The sequence below is a fragment of the Tardiphaga sp. 172_B4_N1_3 genome, assembly GCF_052076035.1.
Classification (GTDB): domain Bacteria; phylum Pseudomonadota; class Alphaproteobacteria; order Rhizobiales; family Xanthobacteraceae; genus Tardiphaga; species Tardiphaga robiniae.
Map to the genome: position 1 here is coordinate 446,169 of NZ_CP197238.1, position 22,738 is coordinate 468,906.

Annotated in this window: 12 protein-coding genes; 4 read left to right on the forward strand and 8 right to left on the reverse strand. The window is 61.3% G+C overall.

What is annotated here, in order from left to right:
* Positions 1-77: 77 nt before the first annotated feature.
* Complete coding sequence (gene ligD / locus AB7783_RS01985; RefSeq protein WP_441276667.1) at positions 78-2,801, forward strand: DNA ligase D; 2,724 nt, start codon at positions 78-80, stop codon at positions 2,799-2,801.
* Between the two features lie 107 nt (positions 2,802-2,908).
* Here ligD and AB7783_RS01990 read toward each other — a convergent pair whose 3' ends face one another.
* Positions 2,909-3,073: a DUF3309 family protein gene (locus AB7783_RS01990; RefSeq protein WP_081422059.1), complete on the reverse strand. Its 165-nt coding sequence runs from the start codon at positions 3,071-3,073 to the stop codon at positions 2,909-2,911.
* A gap of 155 nt (positions 3,074-3,228) precedes the next feature.
* Here AB7783_RS01990 and AB7783_RS01995 point away from each other — a divergent pair, with 155 nt between their 5' ends.
* Positions 3,229-3,540 carry a polyhydroxyalkanoic acid system family protein gene (locus AB7783_RS01995; RefSeq protein ID WP_441232141.1) on the forward strand — a complete coding sequence of 104 codons (312 nt, stop codon included), beginning with the start codon at positions 3,229-3,231 and terminating at the stop codon, positions 3,538-3,540.
* A 324-nt stretch (positions 3,541-3,864) separates the two neighbouring features.
* Here the strand turns inward: AB7783_RS01995 and treY are convergent, their stop codons facing one another.
* Genes treY through AB7783_RS02025 form a run of 6 tightly spaced genes read right to left on the reverse strand, consistent with a single transcriptional unit; the run spans position 3,865 to position 17,902 of the window.
* Positions 3,865-6,657, reverse strand: coding sequence for a malto-oligosyltrehalose synthase (treY, locus tag AB7783_RS02000; RefSeq protein ID WP_441276668.1), 2,793 nt, complete (start codon positions 6,655-6,657; stop codon positions 3,865-3,867).
* A complete protein-coding gene (gene treZ, locus AB7783_RS02005; RefSeq protein ID WP_441276669.1) occupies positions 6,657-8,423 on the reverse strand; it encodes a malto-oligosyltrehalose trehalohydrolase in 1,767 nt (588 codons plus the stop codon). Before treZ ends, treY begins: the two co-directional genes overlap by 1 nt.
* Positions 8,420-10,498: a glycogen debranching protein GlgX gene (glgX, locus tag AB7783_RS02010; protein ID WP_093760720.1), complete on the reverse strand. Its 2,079-nt coding sequence runs from the start codon at positions 10,496-10,498 to the stop codon at positions 8,420-8,422. The genes treZ and glgX overlap by 4 nt, the downstream gene beginning before the upstream one ends.
* Positions 10,499-10,501: 3 nt before the next feature.
* Positions 10,502-12,643, reverse strand: coding sequence for a 1,4-alpha-glucan branching protein GlgB (gene glgB / locus AB7783_RS02015; RefSeq protein ID WP_441276670.1), 2,142 nt, complete (start codon positions 12,641-12,643; stop codon positions 10,502-10,504).
* Positions 12,640-15,939 (reverse strand): maltose alpha-D-glucosyltransferase, encoded by a 3,300-nt coding sequence (gene treS, locus AB7783_RS02020; RefSeq protein WP_089267454.1) that lies wholly within the window; start codon positions 15,937-15,939, stop codon positions 12,640-12,642. Before treS ends, glgB begins: the two co-directional genes overlap by 4 nt.
* 10 nt (positions 15,940-15,949) lie before the next feature.
* Positions 15,950-17,902, reverse strand: coding sequence for an alpha-1,4-glucan--maltose-1-phosphate maltosyltransferase (locus AB7783_RS02025; protein ID WP_441276671.1), 1,953 nt, complete (start codon positions 17,900-17,902; stop codon positions 15,950-15,952).
* Positions 17,903-18,100: 198 nt separating this feature from the next.
* Between AB7783_RS02025 and malQ the strand changes: the two genes are divergently transcribed.
* Together malQ and AB7783_RS02035 are read left to right on the forward strand one after the other, a co-directional pair.
* A complete protein-coding gene (malQ, locus tag AB7783_RS02030; RefSeq protein WP_441276672.1) occupies positions 18,101-20,053 on the forward strand; it encodes a 4-alpha-glucanotransferase in 1,953 nt (650 codons plus the stop codon).
* Between the two features lie 24 nt (positions 20,054-20,077).
* A complete protein-coding gene (locus AB7783_RS02035) occupies positions 20,078-21,877 on the forward strand; it encodes a glycoside hydrolase family 15 protein (RefSeq protein WP_441276673.1) in 1,800 nt (599 codons plus the stop codon).
* A 40-nt stretch (positions 21,878-21,917) separates the two neighbouring features.
* Here the strand turns inward: AB7783_RS02035 and AB7783_RS02040 are convergent, their stop codons facing one another.
* Positions 21,918-22,727, reverse strand: a complete 810-nt coding sequence (locus AB7783_RS02040; protein WP_441276674.1) for an HAD family hydrolase — start codon at positions 22,725-22,727, stop codon at positions 21,918-21,920.
* Positions 22,728-22,738 lie beyond the last annotated feature (11 nt).

Here is a 22,738-nt window from a genome sequence, read left to right on the forward strand (position 1 = left end):
TCCAGGAACTTCAACGGCAGTTGCCGGTTTTGGTTCCGGGCCGAATCATGCGCCCAATGCGGTGAGTGGGGGACGGTGTGGCCGACAAGCAGCTTCAGATCTACCGCCGGAAACGCGATTTCGCGCTCACCAAGGAGCCCTCCGGCCAGATCGTGGTCGCGCCGGCGAAGCGCCGCCGCTTCGTGATCCAGAAACACGATGCCACGCGGCTTCATTACGATCTGCGGCTGGAGATGGACGGGGTGTTCAAGTCTTGGGCCGTCACGCGCGGGCCGTCGATGGACCCCGCCGACAAGCGCCTCGCTGTCGAGGTCGAGGACCATCCGCTCGACTATGGCGATTTCGAAGGTACGATTCCCCGGGGACAATATGGCGGCGGCACCGTGCAGCTCTGGGACCGTGGTTATTGGGAGAGCGACGATCCGGACAAGGGCCTCAAGAAGGGCGACCTGAAATTCACGCTGGACGGCGAGAAGCTGCATGGCGGCTTCGTGCTGGTGCGCATGAAGCATGACCGCAATGGCGGCAAGCGCACCAACTGGCTGCTGATCAAGCATCGCGACGACTTCGTGATGGAGGGCAAGGCCAACAAGATTCTCGATGATGACAAGTCAGTGGCGTCCGGCCGGACCATGAGCGCCATCGCCTCAGGAAAAGGGAAAGCGCCGAAACCGTTCATGATAGCCAAAACGGCGAAGATCAAACCCGATGCTATCTGGGATTCCAGCGAGGGCAGTGCTGCTGACGCGCGTGCGAAGAAGGGCGGCAAGACCAAGGCTGATGTAGGGGAGACGAGGACCGAGAAAGCTGCAGGCAAAAAAGCCGTGACAAGGAAGGCGGCCAAAACCTCCGTGAAGCCGGTCAAGGTCGCAAAGATGCCTGGCTTCGTCGTGCCTCAACTTTGTACCATCGTGGATCGGCCGCCCTCCGCGGATGGCTGGGCGCATGAAATCAAGTTCGACGGCTACCGCGTGCAACTCCGCGTCGAAGACGGCGAGGCCACGCTGAAGACACGCAAGGGGCTCGACTGGACCGATAAGTTTCAGGCCATCGCCAAGGAAGCCACCGGCCTGCCGGACGCGATCATCGATGGCGAGATTGTCGGCCTCGATGCCCATGGCGCGCCGGATTTCGCGGCGCTGCAGGCGGCGTTGTCGGATGGCGAGACCGATACGCTTATTTTTTTCGTGTTCGACCTTCTGTTCGCTGAAGGCGAAGATCTGCGGAAGCTGCCGCTCGGCGAGCGCAAGGAGCGATTGAAGGTGCTACTCGACAAAGCCCGCGGCCGTCGCAAGGAAAGCCTCATTCGCTATGTCGATCATTTCGAGACTGGTGGTGACACCATTCTGCAGTCGGCCTGCAAACTGTCACTGGAAGGCATCGTCTCCAAAAAGCTGTCGGAGCCCTATGTGTCCGGCCGCTCGCAAAACTGGACCAAGGCCAAGTGCCGGGCCGGCCATGAGGTCGTGATCGGCGGATGGAAGAGCAATGCGGGGAAATTCCGTTCGCTGATGGTCGGCGTCAACAGGGGCGATCATCTAACCTATGTCGGGATCGTCGGCACCGGCTTCGGCCAGGACAAGGTCACGCGCATCATGCCGGCATTGAAGAAAGCGGCGGCGAAGACCAGCCCGTTCGGCGGCAAGGAGACGCCGCCGGGTGGCCGGGATGTGCACTGGCTCAAGCCGGAGCTGGTGGCCGAGATTGAATTCGCAGGCTTTACCGGCGCCGGCATGGTGCGTCAGGCGTCGTTCAAGGGGCTGCGGCAGGACAAGCCGGCCGATGAGGTCGAGGCCGAAACTCCCAAGAAGACCGAACTTGCCGAGCCGACGCCGAAGCGCAGCGCGAAGAAGACTGCCAAAAGCTCCGCAAGAAAAGCCGCGCCCGCAAAAGCTGCGGCCGGCAATGCCGTTGTCATGGGCGTATCGATCTCCAAACCCGACAAGGAGCTGTGGCCGGATGCCGGCGATGGCGAGCCGGTCACCAAACGCGATCTCGCGGCGTATTTCGAAGCCGTCGGCGACTGGATGATGGATTATCTCAAGGGTCGCCCATGTTCGATCGTGCGCGCACCCGACGGCATCGACGGGCAGCAGTTCTTCCAGCGCCACGCAATGCCGGGGACATCGAACCTGCTCGAACTCGTGAAAGTCTCCGGTGACCGCAAGCCTTACCTGCAGATCGATCGCGTCGAGGGTCTCGCGGCCGTCGCGCAGATCGGCGGGCTCGAACTGCATCCGTGGAATTGTGCGCCTGATGCGCCGGATACACCGGGACGTTTAGTGTTCGATCTCGATCCGGCGCCTGATGTGGAGTTCATTGCCGTCATGGATGCGGCACGCGAGATGCGCGAACGGCTCGCGCGCCTCGGCATGGAGAGTTTCTGCAAGACGACCGGCGGCAAGGGCCTGCATGTGGTGGCACCGCTGCTGCACGGCGCGAAGGACAAGGTCGACTGGAAAACGGCGAAGACATTTGCGCAGGCCGTGTGCCAGCACATGGCCAGTGACGACCCCGAGCGCTATCTGCTCAACATGTCGAAGAAGCTGCGTGGTGGAAAGATTTTTCTCGATTATCTGCGCAACGACCGGATGTCGACTGCGGTCTCGGTGTTGTCGCCGCGGGCGCGAAAGGGGGCCACGGTGTCGATGCCGCTGACATGGCCACAGCTGCGCAAAGATCTGGATCCGAAGAATTTCACTGTGCGCAGCGTCCCGTCGCTAATGGCGAAGAGCAAGGCGTGGGCGGGTTACGAGGATGCTGCGTCGTCGATCAAGTCGGCGATCGGGAAAATGAAATGACTCTCACCGTCATTACTTGCCTTCGCGGGTGATGACGGTGAGAGCGTACGCACATGGAAAAGCGCGCGATCCTTCCGGATCGCGCGCCTTGAAATCAATATCCGCTCTTACAGCTTACCAAGCAGCAGGAGGATCAGCAGAATTACCACGATGAGGCCAAGACCGCCGCCGCCGTAATAGCCGGTGCCGTAGAACGGACCGCCGCCGATACCGCTGAAACCACCAAGCAAGGCGATAATCAGAATGATCAGAATGATAGTACCAATGGACATGGATTTCTCCTCAGCCTGGCAGACGGACAAGCCTGCTGCCTTCATGCGATAAAAACGCGCCGGCATCCCCAAGGTTCCATGAGTGAAACTTCGATTACGACTACCGTCGGGCGAAATCGCGCTTACATCCGTGTGAGCTAACAAAGGATCATGAGATGTCTGCACCGCTCGTCGTTTCCATTCCGCACAGTCTCGGCCGCGAGGAAGCTGCGCGCCGGCTCAAGACAGGACTGACACGCGCAGCAACGAATGTACCAATGTTGAAAGTTGACGAGGAGCGCTGGGACGGCGATCGGATGATCTTCCGCGTCCGTGCCATGGGGCAGGCGGCGTCCGGTCATGTCGATGTTGCCGAGGATCATGTCACCGTCGAAGTGGTGCTGCCCTGGCTGCTGCAGCGCTTCGCCGAGGTGGCGCAGGCAGCGATCAAATCGCGCGGAAATCTGCTGCTCACGAAAAAGAGCTAGGCGACGCTCTTTCATTTGTCATTGCGAGGTCAGGGAAAGCCTTCGGCTTTCCCCTTAGCGAAGTGACGCGGCAATCCAGCGGTCGCGACGAAGAAGGACTGGATTGCTTTGCTGCGCTGGCAATGACGCCTCAGCGAATGGTGCTTCGCAGCATAATAAGCAGCAATTGTGCGTGCGTTGCACACTCCGCATCCCGTAAACCACTCGCAAACAATTTGATGAAAAGCTTTAAGCACGCGGAGGAAGGGAACCGACCTTTCTCGAGTCGGCACGACATCCGCCAGGCCGTCCGGCCGTTGATCCCGGGCGGCCTTGTCGTGTGTGCTATCGCAAACGCGTCGAGCGAATGCGTTTCGGCGCGGCATGTGCCTTCACGATCGCCATCGGAATCTGCCTGAAGAGCTTGGCAACGGAGAGCTGGATCGCGCCGTTCTTCTGCGCAGAACCTTCAACGAGGTAGCCGGGCGCGATCACTGTCGCGTCGAAGGCCGTCGCCTCCGGCCAATGCCGCCCGCCTTGTGTCGCTTCGGAAAAAGCGCGTGGGATCACGACGATTGCCGCGTCGCGCTGATGCCGCCGAGCAAAGGCGATGATGTGCGCGGCATGAGGTCCGGTCACTTCAAGTGGTTCGTAATCGCCATCGGTGAAGACGGCTGCCATCTCGGTGCGGCGTTTCAAAAGCTCGCGCGTCCAGGCGAGCTTGATGTGGCCATCATCCCAGTGCTGCGCCAGTGCCGCCCAATCCGGTTGCTGCAGTGCCTTCAGCACTTTCGCGCGTTCGGCGAAATCCACCGGGCGGCGGTTATCGGGATCGACCAGTGAGAAATCCCAGAATTCGGTGCCCTGATAGAAGTCCGGCATGCCGGGAATGGTCGCCTTCAGCGTGATCTGGCTGAGTGAATTCAACGCGCCGATCAGCGATGTGCGTTTGGCAAAGGTCTCAAGCGCTGCAAGAAATTCCGGCGACTGGGCCGGGTCGAGAATGCGCTCCAGAAACGTGCGCAGACCCTTCTCATAGGTGTCGTTGGGGTTGAGCCAGCTCGTTTCCTGCTTGCCCTCGCGCGCCGCCTTCAGCGCATAGGCCTGCATCCGCTCGAGGAAGGAATTGTCCTGCCCGCCGAGCGGCCAGGCGCCGATAAGCGCCTGATACAACATATACTCGAACGCTGCGGAGGGCGCGCGCATCTCGCCGTCAACAACCAGATGCGGCGCGTTCAGCAACTTCCAGCGGCTGACAGCACTGGCCCATTCACCGGGCATTTCGGCCAGCGCCAGCAAACGCGCGCGGGCATCCTCGCCGCGCTTGGTATCGTGGGTGGCGGTCGAAGTCATGCCATGCGGCCGCTCGAGCGCGCGTGTGATCATTATCTCGTGGAACGTGGCGACAGGTATCGCTTCCGCTGCCGGCTCGCCGCCAACTTCGTTGAACGCCAGCAGGCGATGATAGCGATAGAAGGCGGTGTCTTCGAGCGACTTCGCCATCGTCGGCCCGGTGAACTGCTGCACCTTCAATGCAAAGCGTCGCACCCGCGGCTTGCTATGTGCGGGGCGGCCAGGCTTCAGCAGGTCCAGCGTCAGAGCGTCGCGCAAGAAGTCGAACAAGCCTTCATCGGCGCCGAACCAGTCGGCGCGAGCTTTCTCGATGGTCGTGGCGATCAGTTGCCGGTCGAGGGCAGATGGACTGGCGGTGGAGAGATAGGTGCGATAGACCGGGAAATGCAGCACGTAAAGTTCGAAAGCCTGACGCAGCGTGTCGGCGGAGAAGTCGCGCGTCGAATAATGCCCGTTGGCGATCCGTGCCAGCAGACGCGTCAGCACGGTGAATTCGCTGAGCAGCAGCGTATCGAGCACGCGGCGCTTGGCTTCCACCAGTTGCGGTTCGAATTTCGGCGAGACGTTGCTCACCTGACGCCAGGTTTCGCCCAGTGGTTCCAGGCCTTTTTCTTCGACCAGTACCTGCGTGATCACATTGAGCCATTCATAGCCGGTGGTGCCATGTACGCCGGCGAAGGGCACCAGCTTCTCGTGCTCGCCGAGAATCTTCTCGACCACGACATAGAACGGTTTGGTGCTGTTGCCATGCGCCTCGCGGATCAGCCGGCGCAGCCGTTGGAAATATTGCGAGGGATCGTGAAGGCCGTCGATGTGGTCCAGCCGCAACCCCTGCAGCTTGTCTTCGGTAATCAGCCGTTTGACGAGCGAATGGATCGCCTCGAACGTATCGGCGTCCTCGATACGTAGACCAGCCAGCGTATTGACGTCGAAGAAGCGGCGGTAATTGATCTCGCTCGATGCCAGGCGCCACTGACCGAGCTTATAGTGCTGGCGCTCCAGCAGCATGTGCATGGCCTGAATCTGGGCGGGCCGATCCAGCCCGGCGCGATAGGCGTCGAGGCCGCGCGTGATAACCTCGGCAGCGCCGTCGATCGACGCCAGCTGCTGCTTGAAAGCCGGCGCTTCCCGCCGGTTGGGATGGCGGAGGCCCTTGTGCTTGGCCGCCAGTGTCAGGATTGCGCGGCCGGCTGGCGTGTTGCCGGCGTCGGCTTCCTTGACGATGGTGCGCAGCATCTCGCTGTAGCGCTCCGGCGCGATCGGCAGCCTATGCTCGAAATACCAGGCCGAGAAGCTGCCTTCCTCGGCGTCGTATTTCAGCTCGATCTCGCCGTTGTCCAGTGCCTGGCCATAAGAGCTACCGATGATCGGTAGCAGCAGGCCGCCGCGTGCGCGATAGGGCAGGGTGTCCCAGTCGATGTCGAAGGAGACGGCGTGCGGCGAGGCCTGTCCCCATTCCAGCACGTCGAGCCACCACGGATTGTCTGCGAAATGCACGCCCACATGATTGGGCACAAAGTCGAGGATCAGGCCGATATCGTTGGCCTTCAGCGCGGCACTCAGGCGCTCGAAACCTTCGTCGCCGCCCAGTTCTGGATTGAGCTTGGTGTGATCGACAATGTCATAGCCATGGGTCGAGCCGGCGCGCGATTTCATGAACGGTGAGGCATAGAGATGGGTGATGCCAAGCGCCTTCAGATAGGGGACGATGCCCGCGGTGGCATCGAAATCGAAATCCTTGGTGAGTTGAATACGGTAGGTCGCGACGGGAATCGCAGGAGCCATTATCTATCTCCGATCCGCCAAACGACGGACCACGGCGTCCCCACGCCGGTGGTAGTGTTGCCCCAAATTGTTGTACCTGTGCTCGGCGATGCCGCGTTGACGGTCTTGTCGGAAAGATTGGCCGTGAGATGCAGCCTGCTGCCGTCACCCATTGTCCAGAAGGCCGTGAGCAAACCGTCGTCGCTCGCCTCAGCCTGGCCGAACCGTGCGCCAGCAAGGCGCGGCACGATGTGCTGATTGCGCAATGCGAGCAGCTCGCGAACCAGCGTCAGCCGCGTCTTGCCCGTGGTCGTTTCGCGATTGTCCCAATCGACGAAGGCCGAGCGGAACGAGCTCTCGTCCAGCGGGTCGGGGATCTCGTCGCCATACTTTTCGTACGCGCTGGCGAATTCCTTCTTGCGGCCATTGCGCACGGCATTGGCGAGATCGCCCTCGAAATCGCAGAAGAACGGAAACGGTACTTTCGAGCCCCATTCCTCGCCCTGAAACAGCATCGGCACCATCGGCGCCAGCAATGTAACGGCCAGCGCAGCTTCGATGGCCTCGGGCTTGGCCAAGGTCTCCAGCCGATCGCCAAGCGCACGATTACCGATCTGGTCGTGGTTTTGCAGGAAATTCACGAAGGCGGCCGGTGCGAGTTCGCCTGATGGTTCGCCGCGCGGTGCGCCGTCGCGATGCGCCGACGACTGGCCCTGATAGGCGAAGCCCGAGCCCAGCGCCCGTACGATATGATCGAGCGGTTTCGGTGCGTAGTCGCTGTAATAGCCCTTGTCCTCGCCGGTGAGCAGCACGTGCCAGGCATGGTGATAGTCGTCGTTCCACTGCGCGCGATATTTGCCGCGCGGCGGGTTGGTGGCGGGATCGAGCAGAGTGGCGCGGTTGTCGTCGTTCTCGAGCACCAGATGGATCAGTCGGCCGGTGTCGGCGGCTAGCTTGCCGACCTCGCGGCTCAGCTCGTGCAGCATCGGGATCTCGCCCTGTTCGGGGATCGCATGCACGGCATCGAGCCTGAGCCCATCGAAGCGATAGTCGCGCAGCCACGCCACGGCATTCTCGATCGCGTAGGCCCGCACCTCCGGCAGGTGATAGTTGATCGCCGAGCCCCACGGCGTATGCGCATCGCCGAAGAAGGACGGCGCATATTGCCCGATGTAATTCCCTTCCGGGCCGAAGTGGTTATAGACGACGTCCAGAAACACCGTCAGCCCACGCAGATGCGCCTCGTCGATCAGCGCCTTCAGATCGTCCGGGCGGCCGAACATCGCATCCGGCGCGTACCACAATACGCCGTCATAGCCCCAGTTGCGCTTGCCGGCGAAATCGGCGAGCGGCATCAGCTCGAGTGCGGTGATCCCGATGGCGACGAGATGATCGAGCTTGTCGATCATCGCGCGATAGGTGCCCTGCGGCGTAAAGGTACCGACATGGGTTTCAATCAGCACGGTCTCTTCCCACGGCCGCCCGCGCCAGTCGGTCGCGCGCCACGGATAGGCCTTGTGGTTGATCACTTCGGAGGGGCCGGCGATATCGTTCGGCTGAAAGCGTGAGCCGGGGTCGGGCACGTCGGTCTTGCCGTCGATCCTGAAGCGATAGGTGTCGCCAGCCTCGACACCTGCGACCTCCGCGGTAAACCAGCCGTCATCGCCGCGCTTCAAGGGATGGGATTGATCGTTAAGCACCACGTCGACGCGTTGCGCAGCCGGCGCCCAGAGGCGGAAGATCGCGCCTTTCTCAGTCAGCCGTGGTCCGAACGAATGCGCGCTCATGCTGGCGTCCCCGCAAAGGCCAGTACCGAGCGCGGTGGCGCATCGATATCGCTACCGGGGGGCAGGATCGCGATGGAGAGCTTCTCGTCGGCGGTGTTCAGCACCTGCCGCCAGTTCTTGTATTCCAGCATCTTCGGCAGCTTGAAAGGAATGCCCTCAGGCGCCGCATTCAGCACGATGAAGATCGGATTGGTGTTGTCGCCGGAAGCGCTAAGCACATAGGACAGGAAGCGCCCGTCTGGAAAAGCCCAGTCCGTCTCGGTCATCTCGTCGGCCGAGGGCGTCAGCCACAGTACCCCATAGCTGCCGTCGGCACGGCGGCCGTCGAGCCAGCGTTGCGTGGTGATCTGCGGAAAGCGCTGTCGCAGCTGCGCCATATGGCCGATGAAGTCGGTGAGATCGTCGTCCTTGTCGCCGAGATTGTCCCAGCCGACCCAGCCGATCTCGTTGTCCTGGCAATAGGCATTGTTGTTACCGCCCTGGGTATTGCCGACCTCATCGCCGGCCAGCAGCAGCGGCACGCCCTGCGCGAGGAACAGACAGGCGAGCTGGTTCTTGCGCAGCTGTCGGCGCAGCGCCAGCAGCTCGGGATCGTCGGTCGGGCCCTCGACGCCGAAATTGTTGCTCAGATTGTCGCTGGAGCCGTCGCGATTGTCCTCGCCATTGGCCTCGTTGTGCTTCTCGTTATAGGCAAACAGATCGGCCAGCGGGAAACCGTCATGCACGGTGACGTGGTTGATCCCGGCGCGCTGCTTGCGGCCGTCATGATTGAACACGTCTGACGAGCCGGTCATGCGGCTGGAGACTTCGCCGATCAGCGAACCCTCGCCGCTCCAGTAGCGGCGCATGGCGCTGCGATATTTGTCGTTCCATTCCGACCACTGCGACGGAAACGCGCCAACTTGATAACCGCCCATGCCGAGATCCCAGGGCTCGGCGACCATTTTGACGTTCGCGAGCACAGGGTCCTGCCGGATGGCCGTGAGGAAACCGCTATTGCGATCGAAGCCATTCGGCCCGCGCGCCAGCGTGGTTGCAAGGTCGAAACGAAAACCATCCACGTGACACACCTCGACCCAGTAGCGCAATGAATCCATCACCATCTGCAACACGCGCGGATGCGTAAGGTTCATCGAGCTGCCACAGCCCGTGAAGTCGTCATAGAATCGCGGATTGTCCGGCATCAGCCAGTAATAGGAGGCGTTGTCGATGCCGCGATAGCTCAGCGTCGGGCCGAGATGATTGCCTTCGGCGGTGTGGTTATAGACCACGTCGAGCATCACCTCGATGCCCGCATCATGCAGCCGGGCGACCGTCGTGCGGAACGCATCGAGCGGATTGTCGGTGCCGTAGCGCGCTTCCGGGGCGAAGAAGGAGAGGGTATTGTAACCCCAGTAATTCACCAGCTTCATTTCCACCAGCCGGCGGTCATCGACAAAGCTGTGCACCGGCAGCAGCTCGATGGTGGTAACGCCAAGCCGTTTGAGATGCTCGATCATCGACGGCGACGACAGGCCGCGATAGGTCCCGCGCAGCCCTGGCGGCACGTCCTTGCGGGTCTGCGTCAGGCCTTTGACATGCGCCTCATAAATGATGGTGTCTTCCCAGGGTACGCTGGGACGTGCTTCCTTGCGGCCCCAGTTGAAGGTTTCGTCGACCACCACGGCCTTCGGCATGCCGCGCGCATTGTCGCGGCGATCGAAGGACAGGTCCTCGCGCGATGAGCCAGTGCGATAGCCGAAATGTGCATCGCTCCAGACGAGACGCCCGGCCAGTTTCTTGGCATAGGGGTCGAGCAGCAGCTTGTGCGCATTGAAGCGATGCCCATGCTCCGGTTCATAGGGCCCGTGCACGCGATAGCCATAGAGTTGGCCCGGTGAGACATCGTTGAGATAGCCGTGAAAGACGTGCTCGTTATACTCCGGCAGTTCGATGCGCTCGAGCTCGCGCCGCCCCTGGCTGTCGAACAGACACAGTTCGACCTTGGTGGCGTTCGCAGAGAACAAGGCAAAGTTGGTCCCCCGTCCGTCCCAGCTTGCGCCGAGGCGGGAGGGCATGCCGGCAGATAGTCTCATGCTCTAGAATTCCGGTACGAGAAAGAGTGCGGCCAGCGGTGGAAGGGTTAGACTGAGTTCGGGGACAAGCCCCTTGGCAATGACTTCGCCCGAATTGCCGACATTGCTGCCGCCATAATGCGCGGCGTCGGAATTCAACACCTCGCGCCAGGTGCCGGTGAACGGCACGCGGACGCGGTAATCGTGATAGACGTTTGGCGAGAAGTTCACGACCACGAGGCACTGCGTGCGCGGGTTGGCGCCCTTGCGCAGCCAGGCGAAGACGTTCTTGCCGGCATCGTCGGTGATCATCCATTCGAAGCCGGCCGGATCGCAATCGAGTTCATGCAGTGCCGGCTGGTTGCGATACAGCTCGTTGAGATCGCGGATCAGCGAGTGGATGCCGGCATGCTTGTCCTGCTCGAGCAGGTGCCAGTCCAGCGATGTGTCATGATTCCATTCGCGCTCCTGGGCGAACTCGCAGCCCATGAACATCAGCTTCTTGCCGGGGTGGCCGAACATGAAGGAATAATACGCGCGCAGGTTCGCAAAGCGCTGCCAGTCGTCGCCGGGCATGCGGCCAAGGATCGAGCGCTTGCCGTGCACCACTTCGTCGTGGGAGAGCGGCAACACGAAATTTTCCGAGAAGGCGTATTGCAGCCCGAATAGAATGTCGCCGTGCTGGAAGCGGCGATAGATCGGATCCTTGCTGATGTAATTCAGCGTGTCATGCATCCAGCCCATGTTCCACTTGTAGCCGAAGCCCAGTCCGCCGAATTCCACGGGACGCGATACTTGCGGCCATGCAGTGGATTCCTCCGCCGCCGTGGTCGCATTCGGAAATTTGGCGAAGACTTCGGTGTTGAAGCGGCGCAGGAAGCTAACGGCCTCGATATTCTCGCGACCGCCATATTTGTTCGGAATCCAGGCGCCGGCTTCGCGGCTGTAATCGAGATACAGCATCGAGGCGACGGCATCGACGCGCAGCCCATCCACATTGTAACGCTCGAGCCAGAACAGCGCGTTGGAGACGAGGAAGTTCACGACTTCGGTGCGGCCGTAATTGTAGATCAGCGTGCCCCAGTCCATGTGCCGGCCCTGCAGCGGGTTGGCATGTTCATAGAGGGCCGTGCCGTCGAAATTGCCGAGGCCATGCGGATCATCCGGGAAGTGCCCGGGCACCCAGTCGAGCAGCACGCCGAGCCCTTCGGCGTGGCAAGCGTCGATCAGCAATGCGAATTCTGCCGGCGTGCCGAAGCGGCTCGTCGGCGCAAACATGCCGGTCGGCTGATAGCCCCAGGAGCCGTCAAACGGATGCTCGTTGACCGGCAGGAATTCGACATGGGTGAAGCCAAGATCGCGAGCATAGCGCGGCAGCGTCTCCGCGAGGTCACGATAGGTCAGCCATTCATTGTCACCCTTGCGACGCCATGAGCCCAGATGCACCTCATAGATCGACATCGGCTTGTTCAGCGCATTGATGTGATCTGGGGCAGGGCGCGGATGCGGAATCCTGGTTTCGTCGAGCACGATGGACGCTGTTGACGGCCGCAGTTCGGCGGCGAAGGCCATCGGGTCGGATTTTTGCGTCAACTGTCCATGCGGGCCGATGATGTCGAACTTGTAGTGATCGCCGGGCATCGCGCCCGGGATGAACAGCTCCCAGTAGCCGGGGCCGCGCACGCGCATGGGATGACGCCGCGCGTCCCAGAAATTGAAATCGCCGACCACGCTGACACGCTTCGCATTGGGCGCGAGCACCACAAATCCGACGCCGCTGACGCCTTCAAGCACCATCGGATGGGCGCCGAGCTTGTCATAGAGCCGCTGATGGGTACCTTCGCCGAGCAGATAGAGATCGAATTCGGTGAGGATCGGCGGAAAGCGATAAGGATCGTCAAGATCGACGGATCTGTCGCCATAGCGCGCCCGCAGTTGATACTTGGTCGAGCCATTGGCCAGCGCGCCGACAAATAGCCCGGCGTCATGCACGCGCTCCAACGCGGTCGTCGCACCGTGATCATCAATGGCATCGACCTTCACGGCTTCCGGCAGGAAAGCGCGCACGACCGTCTTATCGGCTTCCTTGTGGGGGCCGAGATAGTGAAATGGATCGGAGTGGCGGCCTTCGACGATTGCGTAAGCCTCGGCGGGCAAATTTGTCATACGGCTTCCTCAGAATACTGGTTCAGAATGCGCAGAATGCCAGTCAGTGGCACCCGCAGCCAATCTGGCCGATGCGCAAGTTCGTATTCGATTTCGTAGAGCGCCTTTTCCAGAAGGAAGAAGTTCAGCATTTCCTTGGTGGCTCCCGCGTCTGCCGGCCACAGCCGCGCATCAGTCATGGTCTCGCGATAGGCGTCAACGAAAGCCGTGGTGGCACGTTCCCGCCAGGCGTCCAGTGCCGCAGCCAGCTTGCCGGTGTCGTCCGAAGTGACCTTGAGCGCGCGTTCCAGCGCTGCCGTTGCCGAATAATCGATCGAGCGAATGAGCCCGGCGATATCACGTGCAGCGGGCGCCTTGCGGCGGCGCTCATCGATTGACCTGCGCGGTTCACCTTCGAAGTCGATGATGAAGATATCATCCTTGACGATCAGCATCTGGCCGAGATGGAAATCTCCGTGGTGGCGGATCTTCAGTCCGTCGATATTTTCCGGCAGCAGTTCGGTCAGCCACCCCCGCAAGCCGTGGCGCAGTTCCAGCACCTGATCGATCAGCGCGCGATCCGAATCCTTGGCGGCATTACGACGTTGGGCGAGCGCGCTAAATACCGGCTCCGCACGCGTGACGATTTCATTGATCCAGAGCCTGATATCGTCAGGTGACGTCGGCTCCGGCTTGAAATCCGGGATGTCGTCGCGGCTGGCCAGCGCCATCTGCATCTCGGCGACACGGCGGCCGGTCTGCGACATATAGAGCAGATACGGTACCTGCTCTTCACTGTGAGGCGCGTGGTCATCCACCGCCAGCAGGCGCTGCTCATCGGCGAAACGGTCGAGATAGGCCGATGTCACCGTCCACGCATCGCCCTGATTCTGCACGAAGGCATGCACGATGGCGACCGCGGTGCGCTGATCGCCCTCGACCAATTCGACACTGCCAAGCAAAGCCGGCGTATTGGTGAAGCCGGCGATATCGGTCAGGAAACGGCTGACCTCGATCTCCGGATTGATGCCGGCCTGCAGCTTGCGATAGATCTTCACGACGTAATCGTTGTCGACCAATGCAGTGCTGTTGGACTGTTCGGTTTCGACCGCACGGATGTTCTCCAGCGGAGCCGCCGGCTTTTCGGCAAGCTTGGTCGTTGGCCGGAATTCCAGACGGTTGCCCTCTTCTTCGACGGTCAGTGAAATGCGCAAATTGTGCAACAGCAGCGCAATGAAGATGTGGTCGGTGGCGACATCGAGCAGGGTACCTTCTCGCGCGCCCTGGCGGACAGCGGCAAAGGCTTTCGGATTGTAGCGTTCACGGTCGAAGCGGGTCCACTCGATCTGCATCGGCAGCAGATAGCGTGTCGCCACATTGCGCTGCGTGGTTTCGAAGAACACCAGCCATGGACGGTTGTCGCCGATCTCGCAGAACGGGATCGCGCCGGTAAGCACGGGCTGGATCGCCTTTGGCTGTCGCTCCGGATACCAGCGACTGCGCGCCAGGAAGGAAGGCAGCACGTCGCGCTCGAACACACCGCGCGTACGGGCGAGAGTCATCCAGGTCGAGCCAAGCGGCACCACCAGCGTTTCGAATTCCGGTACCACCGGCGGCTGCGAATGTTCGGAGACATCGCGGAGCTGCAGCTGGAACCAGTAGAAGCCGTAAGGCGCCAGCGTAATCATGTAAGGCAGATCGCCAATCGGCGGGAATTTGGTGCGGCCGAGCATTTCCAGCGGCACGCGTTCCTTCCACGGCGACAGATCGAGTTCGGTGGCCTGCGCGGCGCGCGACAGGTTGGCGACGCAAAGAATCGCTTCGTCGCCGAGTTGGCGCACATAAGCGAGAACGGAGCGGTTGTCGGGGCGAATGAAGGTCATGGTGCCGCGACCGAAAGCGAGCGTCGATTTCCTGACAGCAATGAGCCGTTTGGTCGCCGACAGCAGCGACGACAGGCTGCGCGACTGCGCTTCCACGTTCACGGACTCGTAGCCGTAGATCGGATCCATGATCGGCGGCGCATAGAGCCGCGCGGGATCGGCGCGCGAGAAGCCGCCATTACGGTCCGGCGCCCATTGCATCGGTGTGCGCACGCCGTTGCGGTCGCCGAGATAGATATTGTCGCCCATGCCGATCTCATCGCCGTAATAAATGATCGGCGTGCCGGGGAACGACAGCAACAACGAGTCCAGCAGCTCGATCTTACGCCGATCGTTGTCCATCAAAGGCGCCAGGCGACGGCGAATGCCGACATTGATGCGCGCGCGCGGATCGTTCGCATAGGTCGACCACAGATAGTCGCGCTCGACGTCGGTGACCATTTCCAGCGTCAGCTCGTCGTGATTGCGCAGGAACATTGCCCACTGGCAGTCGCCCGGAATATCCGGCGTCTGCCGCATGATGTCGGTGATCGGGAAGCGGTCTTCCTGCGCCAGCGCCATATAGATGCGCGGCATCAGCGGGAAGTGATAGGCCATGTGGCATTCGTCGCTGTTGCCGAAATATTCCTGCACGTCCTCCGGCCATTGATTGGCCTCGGCGAGCAGCAGCTTGCCCGGCGCATAGGCATCGAGTTCGGCCCGCAAATGCTTGATGACTTTGTGGGTCTCGGGCAGGTTCTCGTTATTGGTACCGTCGCGCTCGACAAGATAGGGGATCGCGTCCAGACGGAAGCCATCGACGCCGGCATCCAGCCAGCGTTTCATCACCTGCACCACGGCAGAGACGACGCGCGGATTGTCGAAATTCAAATCCGGCTGATGTGAGAAGAAGCGGTGCCAGTAATAGGCCTTGGCCTCCGGGTCCCAGGTCCAGTTCGACTTTTCGGTATCGGTGAAGATGATCCGGGTGCTCTGATATTTCTGGTCGGTGTCGCTCCAGACATACCAGTTGCGCGCAGAAGAGCCGGCCGGGCTGCGGCGGGCGCGTTTGAACCAGTCATGCTGGTCCGACGTGTGATTGATGACGAGTTCGGTAATCACGCGCAGGCCACGGCGCTTGGCTTCATGGATGAAGCGCTTGAAGTCCTTCATCGTGCCGAAGTCGGGATGGATCGAACCATAGTCGGCGATGTCGTAGCCGTCGTCGCGGCCTGGCGACGGATAGAACGGCATCAGCCAAATGGTGGTGACGCCGAGATCCTGCAGGTAATCCAGCTTCTCGGTCAGGCCGATAAAGTCGCCGATTCCGTCATGATTGCTGTCAGCGAAGGTCTTCACATGCAGCTGATAGATGATGGCGTCCTTGTACCAGAGCTTGTCGATCTCCTCGGCGCGCTGTTTCGCTTTAACGTCGATATCGGTCATTACGTTCATGTCAACGCTTTCAGGCGAGGCAACGGAAGAAGATGGCGGGATCGCGCTGGGGATCGAGACGCAGGCGGATGCCGCCCCATTCGACGCCATGGCGCTCGCCGGTAATGATGTTCTCGACGGCGGCAACATTGCGTCGCTCGCCATCGACCATCACCTGCGTGTCGATCGGTAGCCAGAATTCATACGGATCGCGCGATAGCGCGATGGCGCCGGCGACTGTATTGGTGCCATCCACCGACTCCTTGACGAAGCCGATGATGTTGTCGTTCGCCACCGGCATGAAGCGTAGGTTCGATGTCTGCTGCAGCGCAGGGTTGGCGCGGCGCGCGTGATTGAGCGCGGTGATGTAGGGCTTGATATTGCCCGGCGCATTCCAGTCGCGGGTCCTGATCTCGTATTTCTCCGAGTTCAGATATTCCTCCTTGCCCGGAATGGCTTCGTGTTCGAGCAGTTCGAAACCGTTATAGATGCCATAGGTCGACGACAGCGCGGCCGCCAGCGCCACGCGCGCCTTGAACATCCAGGCTTCACCGGATTGCAGGTGATAGGGCAGGATGTCCGGCGTGTTGACGAAGAAGTTGGGGCGATAGAACTCACGCTCGGGATAGCCGCACAGTTCGTTGAGATACTGCTCGATCTCCCACTTCGCAGTGCGCCAGGTGAAATAGGTATAGCTCTGCGAGAAGCCGAGCTTGGCGAGGCCCTTCATCAGCTTCGGACGTGTGAACGCTTCCGCCAGAAACAGCGCGTCCGGATGCCTGATCTGCACCTCATGGATCGCCCATTCCCAGAACCGCAGCGGCTTGGTGTGCGGATTGTCGATGCGGAAGATCTTGACGCCCTGGTCGCACCAGAACAGCAGCATGTCGCGCAGCGCGTTCCACAGCGATCCCGCGTCCTCGCAGTCGAAGTCCGGATTGTGGATGTCTTCGTATTTTTTCGGCGGGTTCTCGGCATATTTCATCGAACCGTCCGGCCGGCGCTTGAACCAGTCTGGATGGTCCTTGACCCATGGATGATCCGGCGAGCATTGCACGGCGACGTCGATAGCGACTTCCAGACCATGGTCTTTGCACGCAGCGATCAGCGCATGGAAATCTTCCATGGTGCCGAGCTGCGGATGCAATGCGTCATGGCCGCCCTCGGCTCCGCCAATGGCATAGGGGCTGCCGACATCGCCGGGCTCGGAGGTCAGTGAATTGTTCTTGCCCTTGCGGTTGGTCTTGCCGATCGGGTGGATCGGCGTGAAATACAGCACGTCGAAGCCCATCGCCTGCACGTCGGGCAGGCGGGCGATGCAATCGCGGAACGTGCCGTGCTGGCCTGGCACTGTGCTCTGACTGCGCGGCACCATCTCGTACCACGCGCCGTTGCGGGCACGTTCACGGTCGATCATCAGCGGCAACAAAGGCGAGCGCGTCAGGTCCGGGCGTAACTGGGCCTCGCCCATGGCGGTGCGCAGCTCAGGTGACAGCAGCGGCTCATTGTCGCCGGTCTGCAGAAAATTCTCGCATTGCTTGACGATGAGCGCCGAAGCCTCGGGCCCGCCATTCTGCGCCTTGGTCATCAGACCGGCGCCTTCCAGCGCATCCAGCGTGACATCCTGTCCCGCCTTCAGCTTCAGTTCGAAGCCGTGGCGCCAGGTGGCGAATTCGTCGGTCCAGGCCTCGATCGCATACACATAGCGTCCGATGCCATCGGGGATGAATGAGCCGCCCCAGCGGTCGTTGACTTCCAGCGTCATCGGGACGCGATTCCACTCGCGGTCCTGCTCGCGGCGCCAGACGATGGCTGCGGCAATGATCTCGTGACCATCGCGGTACAGGTCGGCGTAGACGGCGACAGGTTCGCCCACGATGCGTTTGACCGGGAAGCGGCCAGCGTCGATGATCGGATAGATGTTTTCGATATGGAAAGCCCCGCCGATACCGGCGGTGTCCACGATTTGCGATGTTCTGTTCACGGTGATGCCATCATGAGGTGTCGTCCCTGTTCGATTTTTCAAAAAGAGACGGTGCGATCATATACAAAGCCCCGTGACAGGGGTTTGGTTCCCCATGGAACTCAGCTTAGATCGACGCGTTGAAATCGGCTATCCTCTTCCGCAAATTCAGAAATTTCCCAGCAACTTTCGATTGTTGCTCTGCAAACAGCGTGCCGAATGGACCTTTTCACCAAAGCTGCCGAACTCGGAATCCAGACCGGTTTTCACGACGGTCAGGGCCAGTGGCACACCACGGGCGAAGCTGCCCTGAAGCTCATTCTGGACGCCATGCCGGTGCGCACACCGCATCGCTTCGTGGCGAGTCCGGTTGTGGTCCGGGCCGGCGAGGGTGCCCGCACGGTTCTCAATGAGGCTGCCACGTTTCCCCTGACCTGGAAAATTCTCGACGGGGTTAAGGTTATCGCCGAGGGAACAACGGAGGGGCGCGAGATCACCTGGCCGCGCGATCTGCCGGTCGGCGTGCACCGGCTCAGGCTGGTCGACGCCAAGAAATTCCCCGATGAGGCGCCGTTCATCGTCGCGCCGTCCAAGGCATTTCCCGGGACCTTCGATCGCTCCTGGATTCTCGCCGTACAGCTCTACGGCGTGCGCTCCGAGCGCAACTGGGGCATCGGCGACTTCACCGATCTGCAGGACCTGATCAGACTGGCCGCCTCGAGCGGCGCCGGCGGTGTCGGGCTCAATCCGCTGCATGCGCTGTTCGACGACCGGCCGGCCGAATGTAGCCCGTATTCGCCGAACAGCCGGCTGTTTCTCAATCCGCTTTATATCGACGTCGAGGCGCTGCCCGAATATGCGGCCAATGACAGCGGCGATATGCTGGCCACTATGCGCGCGAGCCAATTCGTCGACTATGCGGATATCGCCGCGGCGAAGTCGACAGCGATGCGTGCCGCCTTTGAGATATTTTATGCCGATCCGACCTCCGAGCGTCAGAAGGCCTTCGCCGCATTCCGCGCCGAGCGCGCGCCGCTGCTGACGCGCTTCGCCTGTTTCGAGGTGCTGCGGCATCAGCAGCAGACCGCGTGGTGGGACTGGCCGTCGGAATGGCTGCTGCCCGATGACGCGACCTGCGAGGCCTTCCGCGCCGGGCCGGACGGCAAGGAAGTCGCCTATATCGAATACGTGCAGTGGAATGCCGACCTGCAGCTCAAGGCCTGTTTCGATCTGACGACGAAGCTCGGCATGCCCGTCGGCCTCTATCTCGATGTCGCGGTCGGCGTGCAGTCCGGCGGCTTCGATGCCTGGAACGAGCAGATCGCGATCTCGCGTCATCTGTCGGTCGGTGCGCCGCCCGATGCGCTGCAGCCCGCCGGGCAGAACTGGGGTCTCGCCGGCTTCAATGCCGCAGGGCTGGAAGTGCAGGGCTTCGCGCCGTTCAAGGACATGCTGCGTGCCTCGATGCGCTATGCCGGCGCCGTCAGGCTCGATCATGTGCTCGGCCTCAATCGCCTCTACGTCGTGCCGCATGGCTACGACGCCGATCACGGCGCCTATGTGAAGATGCCGCTGGAAGCACTGTTGGCGGTGACGGCGCAGGAGAGCGTCGCCAATCGCTGTGTGGTGATCGGTGAGGACCTCGGTACCGTGCCGGACGGCTTCCGCGATCATCTCGCATCCTGGGGCATCTGGTCGTATTTGGTGATGATGTTCGAGCGTGATGAACGCTATGCCTTCCGCGGTATCGACTATTACGCACCGAATGCGCTGGTGACCTTCAATACCCATGATCTGCCGACCTATGCCGGCTGGCGCAGCCTGCACGATCTGCAGCTGAAGCGCTCGCTGGGCATCGATCCCGGCGAGAGCGACGATGCCCGCCGCTACGCGCTGCAGATGCTCAGCGAGGCGCTGCGAGCGCAGGGCATCAATACCGAAGACTTCTACGCTGTCGCTCACTTTCTCGCGCGCACGCGGACCCGTTTGCTGGCCGTCGCGTTGGAAGACCTGTTGGGTGTGATCGATCAGCCGAATATTCCCGGCACCATCAATGAGCATCCGAACTGGCGGCAGCGGCTGCCGGCCACGCTGGAGACGATGGCCACGTCGATCGATCGTGACGCGCTGCACATTGCAACCGCGGACAGGAGTTTGTCCGCATTGACCTAAATTTTGTCAGGTGGCGGAAAGACTTTGTACAGCAATATCGAAGATTACGCGCTGATCGGCGATTGTGAGACCGCCGCTCTCGTCAACCGCAACGGATCGATCGACTGGCTGTGCTGGCCGGCCTTCGATTCCGACGCCTGCTTTACCGCGCTGCTCGGCACCAAGGATCACGGCCGCTGGCAAATCACGCCCGACGCTCCGATCACGGCATGCAAACGGCGCTATCGCGGCGACTCCCTCATTCTGGAAACCACGCTGGAGACGAACGACGGCGCTATCACACTGATCGACTTCATGCCGCCGCGCGGCGCCGCCTCTGATGTGGTGCGCATCGTCCGCGGCGATCGCGGCACGGTGACGGTCCGGATGGAGCTGATCATCCGCTTCGGATTCGGCGCGGCCATCCCCTGGGTGAAGCGCGACAAGGATGGCGGAGTGCTGGCGATTTGCGGGCCAGACATGACCGTGCTGCACACGCCCGTCGAGACCCATGGCGAGAACCTCACGACCGTCGCGAAATTCGAAGTCAAACAGGGCGACAATATCCCGTTCGTGCTGACCTATGGGCCTTCGCATCTCAAAGTGCCAGCGCCGATCAATGTCGACGAGGCGCTGAAAGACACCGAGGAATTCTGGAAGGAATGGAGCAGCCGCTGCACCTATAAAGGCGAGCACCGCGATCTCGTGATGCGTTCGCTGATCACGCTGAAGGCGCTGATCTATGCGCCGTCCGGCGGCATTGTCGCGGCGCCGACCACGTCGCTGCCCGAAAAGCTCGGCGGCTCCAGAAATTGGGACTATCGCTTCTGCTGGCTGCGCGATGCGACATTCACGCTGCTGGTGCTGATGAACAGCGGCTACACTGATGAGGCGCGCGCCTGGTATCGCTGGCTGCTGCGCGCTGTCGCCGGCGCACCGGCCGAGATGCAGATCATGTATGGCATCATGGGCCAGCGCCGCTTGCTCGAATGGGAGGCCGATTGGTTGCCCGGCTATGGCGGCGCGCTGCCGGTGCGCGTCGGCAATGCCGCGCATGCGCAATTGCAGCTTGATGTCTATGGCGAACTGATTGACGCCTTCCACCAGACTCGCGTTGCCAAACTCGATCTCGAGGATGGCACCTGGGCGGTGGAATGCGAGATCCTCGAACATCTCGCTTCTGTCTGGAATAAGCCCGATCACGGCATCTGGGAGCGCCGCGGTCCCGGCAAGCACTATGTGCTGTCGAAAGTCGGCTGCTGGGTTGCGTTCGACCGCGCCATCAAGAGCGCCGAGACCTTCAATCTCAAAGGCCCCGTCGACACATGGAAGGCGCTGCGCAAGGAGATTCATCGCGACGTCTGCGAGAAGGGGTTCGATCCCCGCGAAAACACCTTCGTGGAATCCTATGGCTCGGACGTGCTCGACGGCGCCATCCTGCTGCTGCCGGCTCTGGGTTTTCTTCCGGCCGACGATCCTCGCGTGAAGGGCACGATCGCAGCGGTCGAGAAATATCTGATACGTGACGGCTTCGTGCTGCGCCACGATCCACGCGAGGTCACCGGCGAGGTTCAACCCGCCGAGGGCGCGTTCCTCGCCTGCAGCCTGTGGCTGGCCGAGGCCTATATCAAGATGGGCGAGATCGCCAAGGCGGAAGAACTGTTCAATCGCGTCGTCGCGATCGCCAATGATGTTGGCCTGCTGGCGGAGGAATATGACAGCGGCGTCAAACGCCAGACCGGCAACTTCCCGCAGGCGCTGACCCATATCGCGTTGATCGCCGTGGCGCATAATCTGGCGAGCGCCAAGCGTCCGCAGGAGAAGAAGGTGGAGCGGGCGAAGTAGCTCTTCTCTTAACCCTCCCCGCAAGGGGGAGGGGGTTATGTCACGTGGCATTCCTTTTCAAAATCATCTCCACCGCGCCCGCAAAGCCTTCCTCCTCATTCGACGTCGTCACATCCGTTGCCTGCGATTTCACGTCGTCGCTCGCATTGCCCATCGCCACCGACATGCCTGACACCTTGAACATCGGTAGGTCGTTGCGCATGTCGCCGATAGTGGCGATGGCCTCGAGGGAGATACCCAGCCGCTGCGCCATCGCTTGTACGAAGGTGCCCTTGTTCTGATTGGGCGGCGTGATGTCGAGATAATAGTTCTGCGAGCGCACCGCGACAGCCGTATCGCCCAGCGCCTTCTGCATTGCGCCTTCGCAGCGTTCCAGCAGCGGGAAGTCGGAGCTCGCACCGACGATCTTGCAGGCCTTGGCGAGATAGGGCGAGAAGTCATCCACCATCACGGCGTCATGTTGAATGGTGTCGCGCTCATGCGGCACATATTTGCCGTCGTCGCGCTTGATTACCCATTCATCATTGGTGAAAATCCAGATATCGACGCCGTGGTCTTCCAACACTTCGATGGCGCGCTTGGTGGCAGCTTCCGGGATCAGGTGCTGCACGATCGGCTTCAGGTCGCCGTCCACCATGGAGCTGCCGTTGAATGGGCCGATTGGCAGCGTGATCCCCAGGGGCTTCACCAGGAAGCGCATGCCGACGGGCGGGCGGCTCGACGTGATGGTGAAGCCGATGCCGGCGTCTTCCAGTTTCTTCACGGCCGCCTTGGCTGTGTCGGTGAGGCGTTTGTCGTGGGTGACGAGCGTACCGTCGACATCGGACACCACGAGAGCGATCTTGGTCATGGTTTGATCCT